This is a genomic window from Paraburkholderia atlantica, from assembly GCF_000092885.1.
Taxonomy (GTDB): Bacteria; Pseudomonadota; Gammaproteobacteria; order Burkholderiales; family Burkholderiaceae; genus Paraburkholderia; species Paraburkholderia atlantica.
Window position 1 is genome coordinate 223047 of the sequence record NC_014119.1, and the last position, 19149, is coordinate 242195.

Annotated in this window: 17 protein-coding genes and 1 pseudogene; 5 read left to right on the forward strand and 13 right to left on the reverse strand. The window is 60.8% G+C overall.

From position 1 onward, the window contains the following. From BC1002_RS28595 to BC1002_RS28605, 3 genes are all read right to left on the reverse strand, one after another. A complete protein-coding gene (locus tag BC1002_RS28595; protein WP_013093466.1) occupies positions 1-873 on the reverse strand; it encodes an ABC transporter permease in 873 nt (290 codons plus the stop codon). Beyond that, positions 860-1930 (reverse strand): ABC transporter ATP-binding protein, encoded by a 1071-nt coding sequence (locus BC1002_RS28600; protein ID WP_013093467.1) that lies wholly within the window; start codon positions 1928-1930, stop codon positions 860-862. The genes BC1002_RS28595 and BC1002_RS28600 overlap by 14 nt, the downstream gene beginning before the upstream one ends. A gap of 65 nt (positions 1931-1995) precedes the next feature. After that, positions 1996-3060: an ABC transporter substrate-binding protein gene (locus BC1002_RS28605; RefSeq protein WP_013093468.1), complete on the reverse strand. Its 1065-nt coding sequence runs from the start codon at positions 3058-3060 to the stop codon at positions 1996-1998. A 135-nt stretch (positions 3061-3195) separates the two neighbouring features. On the opposite strand from BC1002_RS28605, the gene BC1002_RS28610 reads away from it, so the two are divergent. Next, complete coding sequence (locus BC1002_RS28610) at positions 3196-4149, forward strand: LysR substrate-binding domain-containing protein (RefSeq protein WP_013093469.1); 954 nt, start codon at positions 3196-3198, stop codon at positions 4147-4149. A 35-nt stretch (positions 4150-4184) separates the two neighbouring features. On the opposite strand, the gene BC1002_RS28615 is transcribed toward BC1002_RS28610, so the two are convergent. Further along, positions 4185-5054, reverse strand: coding sequence for a LysR family transcriptional regulator (locus tag BC1002_RS28615; protein WP_013093470.1), 870 nt, complete (start codon positions 5052-5054; stop codon positions 4185-4187). A gap of 122 nt (positions 5055-5176) precedes the next feature. On the opposite strand from BC1002_RS28615, the gene BC1002_RS28620 reads away from it, so the two are divergent. Further along, a complete protein-coding gene (locus BC1002_RS28620) occupies positions 5177-6568 on the forward strand; it encodes an MFS transporter (RefSeq protein WP_013093471.1) in 1392 nt (463 codons plus the stop codon). 106 nt (positions 6569-6674) lie between these two features. Then, on the forward strand, positions 6675-7790 hold the full coding sequence (locus tag BC1002_RS28625) for an NAD(P)/FAD-dependent oxidoreductase (protein ID WP_013093472.1): 1116 nt from the start codon (positions 6675-6677) through the stop codon (positions 7788-7790). 413 nt (positions 7791-8203) lie between these two features. Here BC1002_RS28625 and BC1002_RS28630 read toward each other — a convergent pair whose 3' ends face one another. Then, positions 8204-9409, reverse strand: a complete 1206-nt coding sequence (locus BC1002_RS28630; RefSeq protein ID WP_013093473.1) for a GNAT family N-acetyltransferase — start codon at positions 9407-9409, stop codon at positions 8204-8206. Positions 9410-9926: 517 nt separating this feature from the next. Between BC1002_RS28630 and BC1002_RS28635 the strand changes: the two genes are divergently transcribed. Together BC1002_RS28635 and BC1002_RS38540 are read left to right on the forward strand one after the other, a co-directional pair. Further along, positions 9927-10151 (forward strand): hypothetical protein, encoded by a 225-nt coding sequence (locus BC1002_RS28635; protein WP_013093474.1) that lies wholly within the window; start codon positions 9927-9929, stop codon positions 10149-10151. A gap of 630 nt (positions 10152-10781) precedes the next feature. Beyond that, a pseudogene (locus tag BC1002_RS38540) lies at positions 10782-11210 on the forward strand (transposase); the annotation flags it as partial. A 323-nt stretch (positions 11211-11533) separates the two neighbouring features. Here BC1002_RS38540 and BC1002_RS28650 read toward each other — a convergent pair. The 8 genes from BC1002_RS28650 to BC1002_RS28680 all read right to left on the reverse strand — a co-directional run bounded on the left by BC1002_RS28650 (position 11534) and on the right by BC1002_RS28680 (position 19145). Further along, positions 11534-12247, reverse strand: coding sequence for an IS6 family transposase (locus BC1002_RS28650; RefSeq protein ID WP_013093476.1), 714 nt, complete (start codon positions 12245-12247; stop codon positions 11534-11536). Between the two features lie 147 nt (positions 12248-12394). Then, on the reverse strand, positions 12395-14353 hold the full coding sequence (locus BC1002_RS28655; protein ID WP_013093477.1) for a methyl-accepting chemotaxis protein: 1959 nt from the start codon (positions 14351-14353) through the stop codon (positions 12395-12397). Further along, a complete protein-coding gene (locus tag BC1002_RS36855; RefSeq protein ID WP_013093478.1) occupies positions 14350-14592 on the reverse strand; it encodes a hypothetical protein in 243 nt (80 codons plus the stop codon). Before BC1002_RS36855 ends, BC1002_RS28655 begins: the two co-directional genes overlap by 4 nt. A 48-nt stretch (positions 14593-14640) precedes the next feature. Further along, entirely contained in the window at positions 14641-14871 is a 231-nt protein-coding gene (locus BC1002_RS28660; RefSeq protein WP_013093479.1) for a hypothetical protein, read from the reverse strand. A gap of 143 nt (positions 14872-15014) precedes the next feature. Continuing rightward, positions 15015-16169, reverse strand: coding sequence for a porin (locus tag BC1002_RS28665; RefSeq protein ID WP_013093480.1), 1155 nt, complete (start codon positions 16167-16169; stop codon positions 15015-15017). A 125-nt stretch (positions 16170-16294) separates the two neighbouring features. Then, the gene (mhpA, locus tag BC1002_RS28670) at positions 16295-17920 is read right to left on the reverse strand and encodes a bifunctional 3-(3-hydroxy-phenyl)propionate/3-hydroxycinnamic acid hydroxylase MhpA (RefSeq protein WP_013093481.1); all 1626 of its coding nucleotides are present in this window, start codon (positions 17918-17920) and stop codon (positions 16295-16297) included. Further along, on the reverse strand, positions 17917-18687 hold the full coding sequence (locus BC1002_RS28675; protein WP_013093482.1) for an HpcH/HpaI aldolase family protein: 771 nt from the start codon (positions 18685-18687) through the stop codon (positions 17917-17919). The genes mhpA and BC1002_RS28675 overlap by 4 nt, the downstream gene beginning before the upstream one ends. Then, positions 18684-19145, reverse strand: a complete 462-nt coding sequence (locus BC1002_RS28680) for a nuclear transport factor 2 family protein (RefSeq protein WP_013093483.1) — start codon at positions 19143-19145, stop codon at positions 18684-18686. The genes BC1002_RS28675 and BC1002_RS28680 overlap by 4 nt, the downstream gene beginning before the upstream one ends. Positions 19146-19149 lie beyond the last annotated feature (4 nt).

Below are 19149 nucleotides of genomic sequence, written 5' to 3' on the forward strand. Positions count from 1 at the left end.
TCACTCAAAAATATGCTTGAAACGACGCTCGGCGAGACGGCTGCAACCCATCACGATCGCGACGTTCGCAATCAGCAGCAACACGGCGATGCTCGCGCCGAGCGGCCAGTTCAGCGTACCGAGGAATTCGTCGTAGGCGGCGGTGGCCACCACTTTCAGACGGCGCCCGCCGATTAGCGCCGGCGTCGCGAAAGCCGAGGCGGACAGCGCGAATACGATGATTGAACCCGACAGCACACCGGGCATGATCTGCGGAAGCACCACGCGGCGGAACACGCGCAGTGGCGAACCGCCCATCGACATCCCCGCCCATTCGACGTGCGGATCGAGCTTTTGCAGCGTCGCCCACACCGATATCACCATGAACGGCACCAGCACATGCGTGAGCGCGATGATCATGCCCGTCATCGTGAACACGAGACGGATCGGCTCGGACGTAATGTGAAAGGCTTGCAGTGCGTTATTTAGCACGCCGTTATTGCCAAGCAGAATCTGCCAGCCGAGCGTGCGCACCACGACGGAAATCAGCAGCGGGCCGAGTACGATCAGCAGACATAGCGACTGCCAGGGCCGCTTCATGCGCGCGAGCACGATGGTTTCCGGCACGCCGAGCAGTACGCTCAGCAGCGTCACGGCGAGCGCGAGACCCACGGTGCGCAAAAAGATTTCGCCGTAGTACGGATCGCTCAGCACTTCGACGTAATTTTTCAGCGTGTACGCGGCCTGCACACCGGCCACATCGCTGAACACGCGAAACGACAGCAGCAGTGTCAGCACGAGCGGCACGAGCAGCAGCGCGCCGAACAGCAGCAGTGCCGGCGAAGAGAGCAGCCAGGGCGCCGCGCCCGCGCGTGACTCGTCAAGCGTTGCCATGAGCACGCTCCCGGGTCAGCACGCGCAGATCGTCGTCGGTGAACGAGAGTCCGACTTCATGGCCTTCGTCGGGCGGCGGCGCGCCGAAGTTCGGCTGCGCGATATGGAGTTTGCCGAGCGCCGTATCGACTTCGAGCAGCCACTGGTTACCGATGAACACGCGGTTCGCAATACGTCCGTGCATGCGCGCGTCGCCATTCGCAAGGCGTACTTTCTCCGGCCGAATGTAGACGTGCACTGCGCCTTCGACATCGCGCCCTTCGTGCGGCACGTGCAGCGTCGTGCCCGCCACATCCACGACGGCGCAGCGCGGATTACGCTCCCGCACTTCGCCAGGCAGCGTGTTGGTGCGCCCCAGAAAGGTCGATGCAAACGGCGTAGCGGGACGTTCATAGGCATCGAACGGCGTGCTCAGTTGCGCAATGCGTCCCTTGTGCAACACCGCGATACGGTCGCTCATCGTCATCGCTTCGACCTGGTCGTGTGTGACCAGGATGGTCGTGATGCCGAGTCGCTTCTGAATCGCGCGCAGTTCGATGTGCATCTCCTCGCGCAGCTTCGCGTCGAGATTCGACATCGGTTCGTCGAGCAGCAGCAGGTTGGGGCGCATCGCCAGCGCCCGCGCAATCGCGACGCGCTGACGCTGTCCGCCCGACAGTTCCTTCGGATAACGCGCGTCGAGCCCGTTGAGCCGCACCAGATCGAGCGCTTCGGTGATGCGCACCGCGCGTTCGTCGCGCTTCATGTTGCGCATTTCCAGACCGAAGCCCACGTTGCACGCCACCGTCATATGCGGAAACAGCGCATAGCTCTGAAACACGACGCCCATGCCGCGCTTTTCGGGGCGCTCGTGCGTGATGTCGCGTCCGCCGAGCGTAATACGGCCTGCGCTCGGCGTGACGAAGCCGGCGATCATCTGCAGCGTGGTCGTCTTGCCACACCCGGACGGCCCGAGCAGCGACAGGAACTCGCCGCGTTCGACGGACAGATCGAGCTGCTCGACGGCAGTGAAATGGCCGTAGCGCTTCGAGATGCCCTGCAGGGTGAGAAAGGTCATGGCGTCGGTCCGGTTCGGAGTCGGGACGTGGGAACTGTGAAGCGGCTATGCTGCGGTTGCGGCGCTCAGCGTTCGACCGAGCGGTTCCAGCGCTCCGTCCATTCCGTGCGATGCTGGTTGATCGTGGCCCAGTCCATTGCAGTCAACTTGCGCACCTGTTCCGGACCATACGGCACGCGCGCCGCGAACTCGGGCGTCAGCTTAACGGTCTTGTTGACGGGGCCGAGCCCGATTGCCTGCGCCTGCATCGCCTGCACTTCCGGGCTCAGCAGATACTGGATGAACTCCTGCGAGAGCTTGGGCTGTGCGTTCTCGGCGAGCGCGCAGGCCGCTACCTGTAGCGCGACGCCTCCCTCCTTCGGATACACGAATTTGAGCGGAAAGCCCGTGTTTTGCAACGCGACGGCGCGGCCGCTGCCGTACGGCGCCATGATGACGTCGCCGGATTGCATCAAGCCGTCCATTTCGCCCGGCGTCGGCGCCCACGACAGCACGTTGGGTGCGACCTGTTTCGTCATCGCGTTGAAGCCCGGATCGATGTTCTTTTCGCCGCCGCCGTTCAGACGCGCGAGCATGACGAGCGTGTGCAGTCCATACGTGTTCGTCATGGGCGGCACGCCGAGCTTGCCCTTCAGGCGCTTGTCGGTGAGCGCCTGCCATGAATCGGGCGCGGGCAGGCCGAGCTTTCTGAACGCCTCTTCGTTGTAGCCGATGCCCGTCGCGACCATGCCGACGCCGACGGCCGTCGGGCCCAGCCGCGCGAGCGGGTAGAGGTCTTTCATCACGGGCGCATCCTCGACCTTCGCGCACAGGCCGAGCTGCATCGCCTGATACATGGGGCCGTCGTCCATCACCGCAACGTTGATCTGTTGATGGCCTTTCTGCGCCTGAAGCTTCGCGAGCGTGTCGCTTGAATTGCCCGCCACATAGACGATCTTCACGTCATGCGCTTTTTCGAACGGCGGAATGACTTTCTGCCGGTACAACTGCTCGTTCGAGCCGCCGACGTTCGCGACATACAGCGTGGTTTCGGCGTGGACGTGGAAGGGAGCGGTCAGACAGACGACGGACAGTGCGGAGACGAGGGCGCGGAGCGTAGAACGGCAACGGCGGCGCGGCGATTCTTGCATGACGGCGATCTCCAGTCAGTGTGGGAATGGACGCTCTGGTGGCGTGTCCATGCATCACAGTCTGTGCCGGGATGGGCATGTAGTCCAATACGAATAAAATAGCAATCTATACATCGTTGATATGGGTTGAAGCCGATGAACCTGAAACATGTCGAGGCATTTCGGGCGGTGATGGTAGCCGGGTCGATGACGGCGGCGGCCAAAGCGCTTTTCACGTCGCAACCGAATGTGAGCCGTCTGATCTCGCAGTTGGAGCGTGAGACCGGCTTGCTGCTGTTCCAGCGCAGCGGCGTGCGGCTGATTCCAACCAGCGAGGGCACGGCGTTTTTCCGCGAAGTGGAGCGCGCGTATGTCGGCTTGCAGGGGCTCACGAACGCCGCTGCGCAGATCCGCAATCTGGGCAGTGGGCGTCTACGCATCGCGGCGATGCCTTCAGCGGGTCTCACACTCGTGCCGCATGCGATCAAGCGTTTTCAGGCGCTGCATCCCGGTGTGACCGTGTCGCTGCACGTCAATACGTCGGGCACGGTGAATCACTGGACGGCGTCGCAGTTCTGCGATCTGGGCGTGGCGGTGTACATCAGCGAGGCGTCGAATTGCGAAGTTGAGATGCTGTCCAAAGTGGCCGCCGTGTGCGTGATGCCGGCGGTGCACCGGCTTGCTTCAAAGGCTGTCATCAGGCCCGCTGATCTCGAGGGCGAGTCGTTCATCTCGCTGTGTCACGGCGACGGCACGCGCGCGCAGATGGACGAGGTGTTCGTGCGGGCGGGCGTCGAACGCAAGCTGGCGATCGAGGCGCAATATACGGCGATCTGCTGCGAGCTGGTGCGCTGCGGCATGGGTGTGACGCTCGCACATCCAGGCGTGGCGCTGGACTTCGTCGGGCCGGACATCGCGATCCGGCCGTTCTCGCCGGCGGTGATGTTCCCGATGTATCTGCTGTTCCCGCCGCACCGGCCGCGCGAACGGCTGGCGTCCGCGTTCATCGAAGTGCTGCGCGATGAGCACGACGAGCTGATGGAGAAAATGGCGCGGATAGTGCCGGACTCAACGCCGAAGAAGACCCGCAAGCGAAGCGTGAAAAGGTGATCTTCGCCGGCCTATCCTTCTATTGCCGCGTCACGTCATTTGAGGGCTGTGAGAGCCATCTCGATGAGTTGCTGCAGTCGTGCATTGGGATCGCCACTCTGTTTGCGCAAAATCATGAAAAGAGAAAGCGGATCGGGTGGATTTAAAGCGATCCGATGGATCGTGCATCCGGTTTCCTTGGCCAATGGCGTCGTTAAAAAAGCAGGAACAATGGCCCACGCTCCGTTTCTCAGCATCGGCGCCAGCATGTGTGCTTTCTCCACCCAATTTACGTGCCGCGAAAACCCGCGCCGAGCGCGCCATAGATCGAACTGAGGCGACCACGGCAGATGAATTTCTCTTGATGGATCGAGATCCGTCATGTCGAGAACTTCGGGCAACGGCGCTGAACCCGACGCAGCGTAGACCACAAACATCGCATAGTCTCGGATCTTTCTTGAAACAAGATCGACGTGTTCCGATGGAGTCAGTGTGAAGGCTACGTCAAGGTGACCAGAAACAACCCGGTTAGCGAGCTGGAAATAGCGCGAGCTTTCCATATGTAATCGGACAGGCGGTGTCTCATCAGAGAGCGCAGCGACAAACGGCGGTAGCACGTTGATTGCAACGGCGTCCACGGAACCGACAGCGAGGTGCCGCACCTGGTTCGCCTGAAGTTGCTCAGCCTCTATTTCGAGCATTTTCCAGCGCTCGGCAATGTCGAGAAAACGCTCACCTTCCGCCGTCAGCGATATGCCCCGCGCGCCCCTCGAACGCCGCAACAGCGGATGTCCTAACCGGCGCTCGAGGGACTGGATCCGATACGAGACTGTCGATTGCGTCGTAGATACGATCTCGGCCGCCTGAAGCAAACTTCCCGAGCGGACCACCGCCAGGAACGTGTTGATCTCCTCGCTGAACAGCATATCGAATCCTTCGATATTTGGTGAATAAAATCTGACATTGACCGATATTGTGCCCCCACCTTAGCCTAGCTGAATAGAAATACAAATCCCGTCATTTGATTCGGTAACCTTTGGAGGCACATATGGGCAAGGCACTCGTCGGCATCGAAGATTTACCTCCGAGCCGCTTTCATAAGAGGATAGCCCTCGTGGCGGCAGGGGGACCATTCTGTGACGGGTATCTGCTAGGGATCATCGTTGTAGCGCTGCCGTTCATTGCGAAGGACCTCGCGCTGAACGCGCTGCAGATCGGTCTGATCGGCGCGTCGAGCCTGATCGGTATGTTCGCCGGCGGCCTGGTTTTCGGACCCATGACGGACCGCTTCGGCCGCCAGAAGATGTATGTGCTTAATCTCGCCGTATTCGTTATCTGCTCACTCGCGCACCTGTTCGTGCATGACGTGACGACGTTGTTCATCCTTCGTTTCGTCATGGGGGTTGCGCTGGGCGCGGACTATCCCATAGCGACCGCGCTGGCAGCTGAATTTCTGCCTCGGAAGCTTCGCGGGCCGGTGCTCGCGAGCCTCGTGCTTTTGCTCTGGGTCGGATACACCATAAGCCTCGCAACGGGTTTGATCGTTAGCGGCAGCGAAAGCGGTGTATGGTGCTACATTCTTGCAAGCGCTGCGATTCCTTCGGCAATCTTCCTGCTGCTGCGCCTTAACATCCCCGAGTCGCCGCGCTGGTTGATTGCCGCAGGACGCGTAGACGCCGCTCGTGGCATCGTGGCACAGCATCTTGGCCCGCAAGTTGACTTTGAGGCGCTCGTTGCTGAAACCCGAGTCAGCACCTCCGGGCGTGGCCTCGGGCTGTCCAAAATCCGCGAAGTGCTTTCGCGAGGCTATGGGCGCATGCTGGTGTTTTGCTCGATCTTCTGGATGTGTCAGATTGCGCCTTCGTTCGCAATCAAGACGTTTCAACCGATGCTATTGAAATCGCTCGGCGTCACTCAGCCACTCGCTGGCTCGCTCGTGATCATTTCATTTGCCATAGTCGGAACTGCGATCGGCATGTTCGTCGTCAACCGCGTCGGTCGGCGCACGCTTTGTCTGGTCTCTTTCGTTCTTGCAACGCTCGCGCTTTTTCTTCTGGCAACGCCGATGTCGAACATTGCCACGGTTGCGATCGGTTTGTTCGTTCTCTTCACGGTGGCCGAAGCTGCCGGCTCCGGGCTGCAATTCATCTACCCGAACGAGATTTTTCCGACTGATCTTCGTGCAACCGGTATGGGACTCGCGATGTCTGCAAGCCGCATCGGAGCCGCGTCAGGAACGTTCCTCCTTCCTACCGTGCTAGTCCATTTTGGAAGCGCGACTGGTCTGCTTATCGCGGGTGGGATCAGCCTGATTGGCCTGCTCGTATCGGTTCGCATGGCTCCCGAGACCCGTGACGTGTCGCTCGGCGCGGCGAATGCTCCGAGCATGGCAGCGAGCGCCAGCGAACACTCTCTGCAGCGAAGAGAGGCTCGCAGCTGAGCGGAAAGGACGGCGTAGCCATCGCTGACGCCGGTCAGCCACAGCAACTCGGACTTAAGAATCTCACCCTGGCAACACTTCTTGCACCAATGCAAAGAGGCACTCTATGAATTCGGCACCTAAAGTCATCATCATCGGCGCTGGCATCATCGGCACCACACTCGCTTATGATTTCGCGAAACGCGGCGCGCGCGTCACCGTGCTCGACAAGAGCGAAGTCGCGAGAGGCGCCACTTCTGGATCATTCGCGTGGATAACGAATCAGACGAAGTTCCGCAATGCGGACTCGCTTGGCGAAGTTGGCGCGCAGCATTACTTCAATCTGCATCGCCTGTCGCACCTGCGCTGGCGTTACCTGCAAAGCGAAATCGACGGTCTGCCGATTCGCTGGTCAGGCTGCTTTCAAAGCGCCGAGCCCGGCACCGAGGAGGCACGGGAACTGGCGGCGGAACTGGACCGGCGCCTGCGCTGGGGCAGCCCGACGTACCGCGTCACCGCGGCCGAGGCACGCGAGATTGAGCCGGGGTTTGAGCCGGGAGCCGAGACGGACATTTTCTACACGCCCGACGAAGGGATGATGTCCCCGGTGCAGCTAACGTCAAGGATGCTCGATGCCGCCGTCGGACACGGGGCGCAATACTCGCCACACGATGCGTATCTAGGCTTCGCGAAGACGGCGGGCGGTTACGAGATCCAGAGCGGAAGTGGCAAGCGCGAGGCCGACATTCTCATCTTCGCGGGCGGCATCGCGAACCCGGAACTCGTCGAAGGCACCGGGCTTAAGGCCCCGCTCATCCACAGCACGGGGAGCGTCGTCCATCTCGCGCCGTTGCCACGGATTTTCGATTCGGTCATTCTTGGCGCGCATGTTCACGCGATCCAGCGCATCGACGGTCGTGTGGTCATCGCCAGGCACTTCTCCGGTTCGCCCGTTGGCGATCCAGGCACGCCCGACCCCGAGGAGCTTGTACGTGTCGCCGCGCGCGTGCTGCCCGGCTTGAAGGACGCCGTTGTGGAGAAAGTCACCGAAACGCGTCGCGTCATTCCCGCTGATGGACTGCCCGTCGTGAGCCGTTCTGAAGACCTGCCTGGCGTGCTTTCCATTACAACGAACGCAGGCATCAGTCTTGCGGCCGGACTGTCTCAGTTCATCACGACCGAATTGCTTGACGGCGTGATGGTGAACCTGATGGATCCGTACCGCTCCCAGCGTTTTGCATAGAACTCCGCGGGTAAGTTAATGTGGCGTGCTCTCGGGCGGCGCCGCAGCAGCATCGACAGCATCGCTCGATCGCGCAAACCTTTCAGAATCGTCATCGCCTGGTTCCTCGACGAATGGCTATCAGCGCAAGCCTCTCGACGCGTTGGCTATCGACACGGCTCATTAGGCGAGTTCGTGTTTTCGACGGCTCAGGCAGACACATAGGCGGTGCCGCGGCAGACAAAAGAACACATCACACAAACTGCAACAGCACCGACATGGATCTTGACGCGTGAAAACTCCGACAGCAAACCATTGAATTTCGGCGTGCGGACCGCGAACCGGAGGCGATGCCAGGATCGCGCAGCAGCAGACGGTCACGTAGGCCGCGGTCCGCGGCCTGATGGATTGCTTCGAGGAGATATCAAAGCGCTTCAGAGCGGTTGGTTGTCTTTTTTGAACGGAGAGTATTCCGGCGCGTCTTCATGCTGGATCAGTCGCAGCAAAGGGCTGATCGCCCGGTTCAGCAGAGGCTGGCGGTGGCGCACCCAAACCTGCATCGGCTCCGGCCGGCAGCCGATGCGGGCTTTGGGTGCGAGCGCCGTTCTGCCGAAAGAGACGCGTCGGCAACCGAAATCGATTGACTGCGTCAGCGACGCATGCAGAAGGCGTAGATAAAGCGGCACGCCATTGGTAGCAGCTTCGCGATCGAAACCGATGTGCCAGACGACCGCCGTATCCGCGTCCTTGAGCGTGACAACGAAGCCATAAATATGGCTACCCTTGACCGCGACGTGGAAAACGATTCTTGCGCCGGCGGCTGCCGCTAACGCGGGCCAGTATTCCTGATCCAGCATAAATGGCCGCAACCTGGCATTGGTGTGGGTCTGCAGGTAAAGATCTTGCAGATGTCCAGTAACCGACGCCACGTCGTCAAGACGTTCCATCCGGAACCCAGCCGCATCGAACGGTTTGTAGATCTGGGACTTGACCGCATTGCGGTACTTGGAAGCAAGATTGGCAAGATAGTCAGCGTGGGTATGGACGCCTTCGGGTAGCGTCAGCACCATGTTGGGTTCGGTTTCGACGGCGGAATAGCTGAGTTTGCCGAGGCAGGCGCTGGGTTCCTTGTCGGCCTCGAGAATGTCCTTAACCACAATAAGGTTGGTCTGTCCGTCCAGCTTTTCGCATCGGCGGGTACGATACAGTGCGTCCGCCACGGCGGGCCACAGTTCCGCAGGAGTACTGCCGGGCGCGAAACAAACGCCGTGCTGCCCGTAACTGAGCAGGTTGCCGCAGACAAGAATACGCTCGGTGAGCGGCACTTTGAGTTTGCGCTTGCCTGGTTCACCGAAGTGCTCGAGGCTTACCTGGACGATTTGCATGCACACTGCGGCTCGCGGTCCGTCGTCATCCGAGATCAAGGCGTAGCGCGGCTCCAGATTGGCCGGACCGGCCACTTCGATCATTTGCAGGTATTCAGGCGAAAAATAAAAGCTTTGCGCAGCAGTGACTGTGCGCCAATCCTCCACGTTAAGCTGTCGCAGGCGATGCGCAATAGCGATTTGAAAGCCGCTGGCGCGACGCAGTTGCTTGCGCAGTTGCAGGCGGGTGTTCAGTTGCTTTGGAAGCAGTTTCATCGCGAAGGGGCCCTGGACGACCGGCAAACTGGCACCCGAGCAATCTTACAACCGCTTTGGTCCCGCTGGCGAGGTGTCCCGATGTCGTCGTAAGTCACGCTTCTGAGCCGCCCACGCTGTTGCATCTGCTGACATCGTTGTGCGGATTAATTCGTTTTCAACGGCTTTTGATCGAACTACGATGTGCGCTTGATTCGTTCAAGAGGCATTCGTGAGCGGCCCAAAAAGCCACCCTTGCGACGCCCAAATATGCGTTTTGCACATTGATGGCGTGGCGGAAGGAATGTGCAAATCGTGTAGAGCGTCGGTGCATCCGACGCACCGACGCGCCTTGGGAAGCAGACTGCGCGTCGGCTTTCGTCGGCGGGTGTGCCGCTGCGCAGACGCGCCACGCGCTTCGAACGGCCCGCCAATACAAGGTCCAAACGTTGCAAAGCAAAGCACAAATGCTTTGTTTGTGCATTGCCACTTCACCGACTAGATTCAACTGAGGTTGCCATGAGCAGGAGGGCGCATCATGTCGATGAGCCTCGCATCGTTTTGCCGTCTGGCCGTGCTTCATCCGTTCGAATTCGTGCGTCAGCGCGCGCAGGCGCGGCCTGTGCCGTCTATACCAGAGCATACGTGGAAGGACGATCCTGAGCGCCTCGAACGCATTGCCCGCTATGCGCGCGCCGGCTACTTCAACATCACAGTCACATCCGATTCGTGTCAGATCATCGGCGAAATAGCGCCGGACTGAATTCGTTCACTCGCAGGCAAGGAGCGCAACTAATGAGCGATGTCGTCATTGAACAGCCGGCCGTCGTCGAAGCCGCCTTGAACCATCTCGTCGCGACGGGGGAAAAGCCCGCTACCTACGCTTATGACCCGCCTGCTGGCGTGCCGCAGCGCAGTGGCGTGTATCGGACGCAGCGTCTGAACATCGTCAATGCGCGGGTTTCGCCACCGCCGGGTGGTTTATCGTTGGACCGCAACGGTTTCGAGTTGCGGCAGCACGCGAGCGTGCTCAGCGATTTCAAGGACCCTGCTGCGATAGAACGCATTTACTATCCGGAGTCGGAGGCGCTGCTAAGGGGCTGGACGGGCGCGAAGCGCGCCGTCATCCCGATCACACGATTCGCGACGGCCATGCGGCGCGTCCCGGCACCGTGCGCGAGCCGGTCAAGTTCATTCACAACGACCAGACCTTCGTGTCGGGTCCGCGCCGCGTGCGCGATCCCCTGCCGCCGCATGAAGCGGAAAACTGCTCAAGGGGAGGGTGGCGATCGTCAACCTGTGGCGTCCCATCGGATCGACGGTCGAATCGTCGCCGCTGGCGTTGAGCGATGCGCGCAGTATTGCGCCGACCGATCTGGTGCCGTCGGATCTGATCTATCAGGACAAAGTCGGCGAGACCTATGCGTTCGTGCTGTCGATTCCCGGAATCGGCGCCATTACAGCCAGTCTTCTCGCGTCAGAGGTCGGACACGTTGCGCAATTCGAGGGCGCGCGCAACTTCGCAGCTTCGATCGGACTGGTGGCCCGACAACACAGCACCGGCGGACGAAGTGTTCTGTGCGGAATCAGCAAGCGAGGCGACAAGCATCTACGCCACTTGCTCGTGCAAGGTGCCCGTGCGGTTATCCAGCGTGCAGAGCAGCGCACGGACAGGCTCGGTGCGTGGATCCGGTCAATGCTGACCCGACGGCACGCCAATGTGGTGGCCTGTGCGGTAGCCAACAAGCTCGCGCGGATCGCCTGGGCGGTGCTGACCAAACACGCGGCTTACGATGCCGCGCGTCTGGAGCCCGCGAACTGATTCACCCCTCGTCGACGCATCGTCAGCGTGCGCCTCAGGGGCAGAAATCGGACATTTCTAATGAGCCAGGATCAGACATTACTAAAAAGTCCTGATATCACAAATATTGATAATTTATCTTATGTCAACTAAAGGAATCTCCCGGAGAAACCGCCTGACACCCAAAACACCAATCATCGCGCCTTTACCTCCAAAGCCGCATCCATCGCTTCGCAGCCAACGCGATCGAACAGTCCCGCGATGCCGCACATCGATGCGTACATGCGCGTGGGTTGTGGTGCAAATTTCGCGCACGAGCGAAGAACCTTGGATTCAACATTGCATCATCGTGCAAAAAGGACTGCATTCCAAACAGCAGGCGCAGTGGTATCTTTGAGGCGCAACCGTGCGAGGTTGAACTGACCTTTGCGAATGCGATGCATCAACTCGACGCCCGATATCGTAACGGCCGCATTCCCGAAAAGTTTGAAGCCAAGCATTGCATTGACCCTGGACTTGATGTTGCGATGATCCTGCTCGATCAAATTGTTCAAATACTTCGACGATCGCAACGTCGTGTCCGCAGGGAGAAACTGGTCCGCCTTCATTTCGCGCACCGCGCGGTGAGACGCAGCGTAACCGTCCAGCGTGATCGTCTTCGGAGCGAACCCCTGAGCCCTGATCGCTTTCGCGAAGAAAGCCTTTGCCGCCGCGACATCGCGTTTGGCGCTGAGCCGGAAGTCGACCGTCTTTCCTGCGCGGTCAACTGCACGGCAAAGATAGCCCCACTTGCCACGGACTTTCACGTACGTCTCGTCAACTCTCCATGAGCGTCCCGCAGATTTCGCGAACCGATCCCAGCGCTTGACGAACTCCGGCGTGAAGCGTTTGACCCAGCGCATGATCGTCGTGTGCGCCAGCGACAGCCCACGCTCGGCCATTATTTCAACGAGGTCGCGGAAACTGAGCTTATAACGCAGATACCAACGCACACACAGGATGATAACTTCGCGGTCAAAGTGGCGGCCGTTGAATAGCCTGTCGATGTCTATCCACATAGCCTGCTCGCGCGGGTCAAAACTCGAGCTTAACCTACCGGGCTCCTCTGATTTGCACCGGAGCCGCGCCGTGCCGGTATCGGGGGTTCCCGGATGCCGGCAATGCCAGCATATTTCCAGTGGCTTGCGCGGCGCGTCCATCAACACCTAAGAAGCGACCAGATATTCGTCCGACACCTTGAACACATCCACTGCCCGCTTGAGAAGCACGGCCTGTTCGCTCATCGACTGGGCGGCCGCCGTGGCCTGCTCGACGAGCGCCGCGTTTTGCTGCGTGACCTGGTCCATCTGGACCACCGCCGAATTTACTTGCTCGATGCCCTTGTGCTGTTCGTCCGAGGCGGCGGCGATCTCGCCCATCAGATCCGCCACGCGGCGCACGGCGGACACCACTTCGTTGATCGTCCGGCCGGCCTCGTCCACGTGTTCGGTGCCGGCGGTCACGTGATCCACCGACTCGTTGATGAGGTCCTTGATCTCCTTCGCGGCGGTGGCCGCGCGCTGCGCCAGGTTGCGCACTTCGCTCGCGACCACCGCGAAGCCGCGCCCCTGTTCGCCGGCCCGTGCAGCCTCCACGGCCGCGTTGAGTGCGAGAATATTGGTCTGGAATGCGATGGATTCGATCGTGGCGGTAATGTTGGCGACTTTAGTCGAGCTGTTCGAAATGTCGCGCATCGTGTGAACCACGCGCCCCACCACCTCGCCGCCGCGCGCAGCGATTTCGGATGCGTGGGCCGCGAGCGTGTTGCCCTGTCTCGCGCTTTCGGTGTTGTGACGAACCGTTGACGTCAGCTGTATCATGTTCGCCGCGCTTTCTTCGAGTGACGCAGCTTGTTCTTCCGTTCGCGAACTGAGGTCCGTGTTGCCGGCAGCAATCTGCGCCGAACCCGTGGAAATGGTTTCCGCTCCCGTGCGAATCCGGGCAACCATGCTGGCCAGGCTGCTGTTCATCGCTTTCAGCGCCTGCATTAGCTGGCCGGTTTCGTCCGTGGTGGCCACTTCGATATGACTCGTGAGATCCCCGTCGGCCACGCGATTCGCCAGGGCCAGCGCATTACGGAGCGGCCCCGTGATGCGGCGTACCACAATACTGGACAAGACGATCGCGATGAGGAGCATCATGCCGAGCAGTCCGACCTGGACCAGCATCGCGCGATGCACGCGGTTCGAGCGCAGGTCGAGTTGTGCCTTAAGGCTGTCGAGCGCGCGGGCTTCGAGCGCAAAGAGCGGGTCCAACGCGCCCGTGAAGGTTTTGATGTAGTCGATTGCCGCGTAGTGGATCGCGTCGGCACTGACGATCTCTCGGGTCGCCAGATCAAGGGCCGCGCGAATCGACGTATTGGCGCGATCGAGCTCGTCCGCGAGCGCGGCACTGAGTTCGGGCTCCGCGTGAAAGGCCTTGTCGAAAGCCTTTCCCAGATCGTCGGCCTGATTCGATCCAGCGTTGGCCAGCGAGGCGAGCATGGCGCGTTCCGTTGGGCTCGCTTCTCCTCTGGCCAGTATTCCGGCGCCCCGGGACCGCGTGAGGCTCAGCGTTGCGGTGGCCTTCGGCAAGCTCACGAGCGCCGCCCGCACGAGATAGTGCGTCCCCACCTCGGAATCGAGAGCGAGGCCGGTGTCGTCGAGCAGTAGATCGAGAATGGAGAAGTATTGTTCGATGATCTCCGTGTGGCGCATGGTGGATTCCTTGTCGCTGAGCTTGCGCGCGTCGACTGCCGCTGCAATCTCACGCCAGTTCTCGACCGCGCTTTCCCAGGCGCGCATCATGTCGGTACGGCGCATTCGTGCTTTCTGATCCTGGTCGATGCGGGCGATGGCCTGGTCCACCGCTGCCCGCGTCGCTTCGCGACTCGCGGCGACGGTGTTGTTGCCGCCTAGCAGCGTGGCGGCTTGCGCCCGGTGCTGCAGCGTCAGCTGAATCAACGACAGGAGCGCGCGTGCGGACTCGAGGCCTGCCTGTTCGGTGCTGGCAGCGCTCACGGCGTTCAACGATGACTTGAGCTGGAGGTACGTTGGCACGCCTATGGTGGGCAGAATCAGGATCCCCAGCAGGAGAAGCTTTCGGGCGATAGGCAGGCGATCAATAAACGATATCAACGATTTCATGATTTCCGAGAGCAGGCGTTTCGAAAGCGGTCAGCGCGCAACGGCGCGCCGAAACGGGTAGTGCGGATGCCAGGGGCAGGCAGTGCTTTATCCTTGCCGGCATGCGCGTCGCCGGACGCGGGCGGCAGTGGCCCCTTGATCCGGCCGCCTTGCCCTGGCCGGATGTCGGTGACGCGCGTGGTCCGTCCTGCCTTGACCTGCGCGAGCAAGTCGAAGGCTTTCTCATGCGGCACGTGCATGTCGTTGTGCCTGGATCGTTCCGTTCGCGCGCTACGCAGCGATCTCATTCATCGTGAACCCGGCTTCAGGCAGGATTTCGTCGTTGTGCTGCCCGAGCGTCGGCCGCCCGTGCGCGACCGACTGTGCGCGCCGTCGACCTGAAATCCGCTGCGCGTGACCGTGATGCTGTCGCGCTCCGGATCGTCGATCAGCAGGGTCATCGTCAGTTCGCGGTGCGCCACCTGCGGCTGTGCGAGCGCCTGGGACACGCGCACGCCCGTCAGTAGTTGGCTGCTCATGACTATCCCGACTAGATTTCGACTGTATTCGCGTTGTACGAATTTCACCGCTTCGACGCCTCCGTTTCGCCGGTTCCGGCACGTTGCGGAGGCGTCGTCTTTCAAGCGGGTGAAGTCAGGCGCGATGCGACTGAGGGCGCGGTTTAGAACAGGTGACGAATGCCAGCCACGACCACCGTCTGGCTCCCGTTGCTCGACGGCGCCAGCAGGTACGTAACGGCTTTCGCGTCGGTCGCACGCTGATAGTTGGTAAAGACGTAGACGTTGGTACGCTTCGACAACAGATAGTTGATGCTGATCTGTCCCATGTTCCAGTGCGGAGCCGCGTCGATACCGCCGCCGTATTGCCCCTTCGTGTAGACATAGGCCGCGCCGAGCACGAGGAACGGCGTGATGTCGTAGGTGGCGTTGACGTCGAAGTTGTCGAGATGCAGCGACGTGTGGTCGAGATAGTCGTACCGCACGTCCGTGACGAGGCCGGTCAGGCGCAGCTTGCTGAACGTGTATTGCGCGCCGCCGCCGAATTCGCGCTGACGGCTCACGCCCGCGTTCCGGTTGATCGGGCTGGTATGGAACAGCAGGAACGGCGGCCCGATGTAATCGTCGGTGACCGCGCCGTTCGGATTCAGCGTCGGGCCCGGGTAATTCGTATTCAGGCCGACCAGCGCCAGCTTGAGCGGCCCGTTGTCGTAGGCCACGCCCGCGCTCACCGAGCGATTCACGGCCCACTGGCCGGCCGCGTTGCTCATCGCGTACATGACCGACCCACGCAGGCCGTTCACCGTCGGCGACTGGTACTTGATCGAGTTGTTGTAGCGATACGATCCGAACAGATTGTCGTTGTCGCCGATATGGGCGGCGAGGCCCAGCGCGGCAACCGGCGCTTCGAAACGGTCGAGATAGTCGAACGGAATATCGTACTGGCGACCGAGCGTCACCGTACCCCACGACTTGTCGCTCAGGCCGACGTAGGCCTGGCGTCCGAACATGCGTCCACCTTGCTGGAACTTGCCGTTGGTGATGTCGAAGCCGTTTTCGAGCACGAAGATCGCGTTGAGACCGCCGCCCAGATCTTCGACGCCGCGCAGGCCCCAGCGGTTATTCTGCATCGTGCCTGCAATCATCTGGACGGACGAGCTTCCGCCCACGTTACTGACCCAGCCCACGCCCGTGGAGATAATGCCGTACAGCGTGATCGAACTCTGTGCGTGCGCAGCCTGGGCGCCAAAGAGCAAGGCGGCGAGGGACGCCAATGCTGCGCTCCGGCGCAGCACGGCGTTGGGTGACTTCAAATTCACATGCGTCTCCAATGCGTAGTTATAAAAGTGGACTGCAATACGAAAAGCGGATTGCCCGAAAGCAGTCGCGCTACGTGCCTGATAAACCGATCAATTTGCCGCGTCTGGCACGGCCTATAGCGACATTACTGCTGCGGCAGACAGAAATGCGTAACGTCTAATACACGTGCCAGCACATCGTCTAGCTCCTGTGCCAAGCATTCGGCGGCAACCACATGGTCAGGACGAACGACAACCGCACCGACCGGCCTAGCGTCAAACCAGGCTTGCAAGCTGGGCTCTCCACCCAAGTCACCGATCACCGTAACTCCCACAGGGGCGTGACGACGCGCCCACGGCAGTTGTGCTTTAGGCACCACCTGAACAAGTCGTACGCGCAGATGCGCTAGAGCAGCGCAACGTTCGGCCGAAATAAAAGCCATCGGATTGTTGTTCCACATCAGGACGCGCCAACCCTGACCGGTGGCGTCGTCGAGCAGCATTTCGACGCCTTCAGCGTTGGTCACTCGTGGCTGCGGGAAGATGGCACCAGCCATGCGGGGCACATCGCGCGCCGGCAGCGTCTTGAAGCTCGGCAGCGGCGTGTGTACCACCACACCTTTGTCGAACTTGGGTTGAGGCTTGAAGGCCTGCCGCTTCTGTGCTTCACGTTCCTCGGGTGTGCGGTTGGCAGCGATGCGGTCTCGTTCCGCAGCTTTCGCGGGGTCGTGATCCGTCATTTCCTTGGCCATGCCAAGTGAGACGGCGACCATCTGCTTGACGTGCCCCATTCGCTCCATCTCGTACGTTTCGAGCAGAGCATCGCCGCATGCGCCATTGATCACCGCACCAAGCTTCCAGGCCAGATTGAAAGCGTCGCGGATGCCGGAGTTCCATCCCTGTCCACCGACCACCGGCATCACGTGCGCGGCATCGCCCGCGAGGAAGATGGAGCCAACCCTGAACTGTCCGGCCACACGCGCGTGGTGCCGATAGACCCGACGACGAATGATCTCCAGCTTGGTTGGGTCAGGCACATGCGGTGCCAGCAGCGCGTGGATGTAGTCATCGTTTTCCACCAGCGAAGGATCTTCGCTTTCGAACAGCGTGAATTCCCAACGACGGATCCCATGCGGCAGTGCGATGCTGGCATAGCTGCGTTTCGGGTCGCCGCCGAACACGGCGTGCGGCGTTCCAATGGGGTCGTTGGCAACGTCAATGACGATGCCAGCGGATGGTCGAGTTTCGCCGTCGAACGAAATACCCAGTTGCGTGCGAGTGCGCGAGGAACCGCCTTCTGCTGCGACTACGTAGCGTGCGCGCAGCTTCTCGCCACGCTCAGTCGTGGCCACCACTCCCTCGCCATCTTCGAGCAAATCGACGACCTCGGTACTGAACCGCACCGCTGTGTTCGGAAAACGCTTGAGCCCGTCAAGCAGCACCCTATCCACCAGCGGCTGTACAAATCCGTTGCGGCGGGGCCACCCAAACTCGCGAGTTGTCGGGTTGACTTCAGAAAGGATCTGTCGATCGCCGTTGACCATATAGATCTTCTGATCGGGGATGGTGTGAGGCAACACCTCATCCACAAGGCCAGCAGTCTGCATCGCCCGCAGGGCTTCGTCGTCGATGCCCACTGCGCGTGGGTAGTCGATCAGGGTCTCGCTCTTCTCGACGAGAAGAACATTAACTCCCTGCTGTCCAAGCAGGTTGGCTAGCATGAGGCCAACAGGCCCCGCACCGATGATGAGAACGTCCGCGGTTTTGCTCATGGGCGATTCCTTGTAGATAGAGCGGTCTTGAGTTCGTTGATGTTTTCGCCGAACGCGCGATTCAACAAAACGAGGTCGATACCGAATGCGACATAGTCAACCAGTCCATCGGCCAACAACGCCGAGGTGTATGCAGATTTGCCTGAATAGATGCCGAGGGTCACGCCATGGGCCTGGGTGAGTTCGCGCAAGTGGACGATCGCGTCGCGAACAGGCCCGTCGTCCCAGTCACCACGCCCCGGCAGACCATAGGAAACGGCAAGATCGGCAGGACCGATGTAGATCGAGTCCAGCCCCGGAGTGGAGATGATTTCCTCCGCGCGTTCGACGCCGATCCGGGTCTCGATCTGGGCAATGGTCGAGACGGCGAGGTTGCCTGCTTCGGCATACGAATCACCGATGTAGAGCCCTGGCCTCGACGGTCCCATGCTGCGATTACCAATGGGTAGATATTTGGTCGCAGCCACCAAGGCCTGTGCCTGCTCGCGCGACTCGATAGTGGGGGCAACGATGCCGCGCGCGCCGCTGTCAAGCAGGCGCAGGATCTGGCCGGGGTCAGTCGAGCCGACACGCGCCCAAGCGTAAGCGTTGTCGCGAGGAATCGAGCGCAGGATGCCGCACGCGGCGTCGAGACCGAGTTCGCCATGTTGAAGATCGAGGATGACGCCGTCGTAGCCGGCAACCTTCGCCCATTCCGGAATGGAGAACGAAGGCAGCGTCTGATGCACCAATATCTTGGGCCCGCTCGCGAGAGCCGCTGTTTTCATGGCTTGCTCCCACTTTCTGTGAGCCGCGCCGCATGCGCAGCAGCAGCGTTGCCTCCGAAGACTGGCACGATCTCGCGGCGGGCGAATCGCCACTGACCATCAACCTTGCGATACCGCTCACGGAACTCACCCACAGAAGCGGGCTGTGTCTGCGGCTCGTTGGTGTCGCGGAACGTCAGATACTGCACGGTGCCGGCCACTTCATCGCCGTCCCAGACCAGCCGGACTCCACCAATGAAATGGCGGCTGACGATGTCGGCTTGCTTCACCCGCTTGGCACCCCAAATCTTGCTCTGCTCGCGATTCATCGTGCCCAAGGGGCCGACTGAGACACCGTCTTCGGTATAGAGCTCCCACGTGGTATCGGCCTGGTTGTGATCCAGGCGGTAAAGCATCTCGGAAATGAGCTGCTCAATCTCGACGCGGGTGACTGCATCAACGGGGCAATAGTTACTCATGGTG

Excerpts from the sequence above, each read along its gene's own strand:
- BC1002_RS28595 (WP_013093466.1), bottom strand. The coding sequence starts at position 873 with ATGGCAACGCTTGACGAGTCACGCGCGGGCGCGGCGCCCTGGCTGCTC.
- BC1002_RS28600 (WP_013093467.1), bottom strand. The coding sequence starts at position 1,930 with ATGACCTTTCTCACCCTGCAGGGCATCTCGAAGCGCTACGGCCATTTC.
- BC1002_RS28605 (WP_013093468.1), bottom strand. The coding sequence starts at position 3,060 with ATGCAAGAATCGCCGCGCCGCCGTTGCCGTTCTACGCTCCGCGCCCTC.
- BC1002_RS28610 (WP_013093469.1), top strand. The coding sequence starts at position 3,196 with ATGAACCTGAAACATGTCGAGGCATTTCGGGCGGTGATGGTAGCCGGG.
- BC1002_RS28615 (WP_013093470.1), bottom strand. The coding sequence starts at position 5,054 with ATGCTGTTCAGCGAGGAGATCAACACGTTCCTGGCGGTGGTCCGCTCG.
- BC1002_RS28620 (WP_013093471.1), top strand. The coding sequence starts at position 5,177 with ATGGGCAAGGCACTCGTCGGCATCGAAGATTTACCTCCGAGCCGCTTT.
- BC1002_RS28625 (WP_013093472.1), top strand. The coding sequence starts at position 6,675 with ATGAATTCGGCACCTAAAGTCATCATCATCGGCGCTGGCATCATCGGC.
- BC1002_RS28630 (WP_013093473.1), bottom strand. The coding sequence starts at position 9,409 with ATGAAACTGCTTCCAAAGCAACTGAACACCCGCCTGCAACTGCGCAAG.
- BC1002_RS28635 (WP_013093474.1), top strand. The coding sequence starts at position 9,927 with ATGTCGATGAGCCTCGCATCGTTTTGCCGTCTGGCCGTGCTTCATCCG.
- BC1002_RS28650 (WP_013093476.1), bottom strand. The coding sequence starts at position 12,247 with ATGTGGATAGACATCGACAGGCTATTCAACGGCCGCCACTTTGACCGC.
- BC1002_RS28655 (WP_013093477.1), bottom strand. The coding sequence starts at position 14,353 with ATGAAATCGTTGATATCGTTTATTGATCGCCTGCCTATCGCCCGAAAG.
- BC1002_RS36855 (WP_013093478.1), bottom strand. The coding sequence starts at position 14,592 with ATGCACGTGCCGCATGAGAAAGCCTTCGACTTGCTCGCGCAGGTCAAG.
- BC1002_RS28660 (WP_013093479.1), bottom strand. The coding sequence starts at position 14,871 with ATGAGCAGCCAACTACTGACGGGCGTGCGCGTGTCCCAGGCGCTCGCA.
- mhpA (WP_013093481.1), bottom strand. The coding sequence starts at position 17,920 with ATGAGCAAAACCGCGGACGTTCTCATCATCGGTGCGGGGCCTGTTGGC.
- BC1002_RS28675 (WP_013093482.1), bottom strand. The coding sequence starts at position 18,687 with ATGAAAACAGCGGCTCTCGCGAGCGGGCCCAAGATATTGGTGCATCAG.
- BC1002_RS28680 (WP_013093483.1), bottom strand. The coding sequence starts at position 19,145 with ATGAGTAACTATTGCCCCGTTGATGCAGTCACCCGCGTCGAGATTGAG.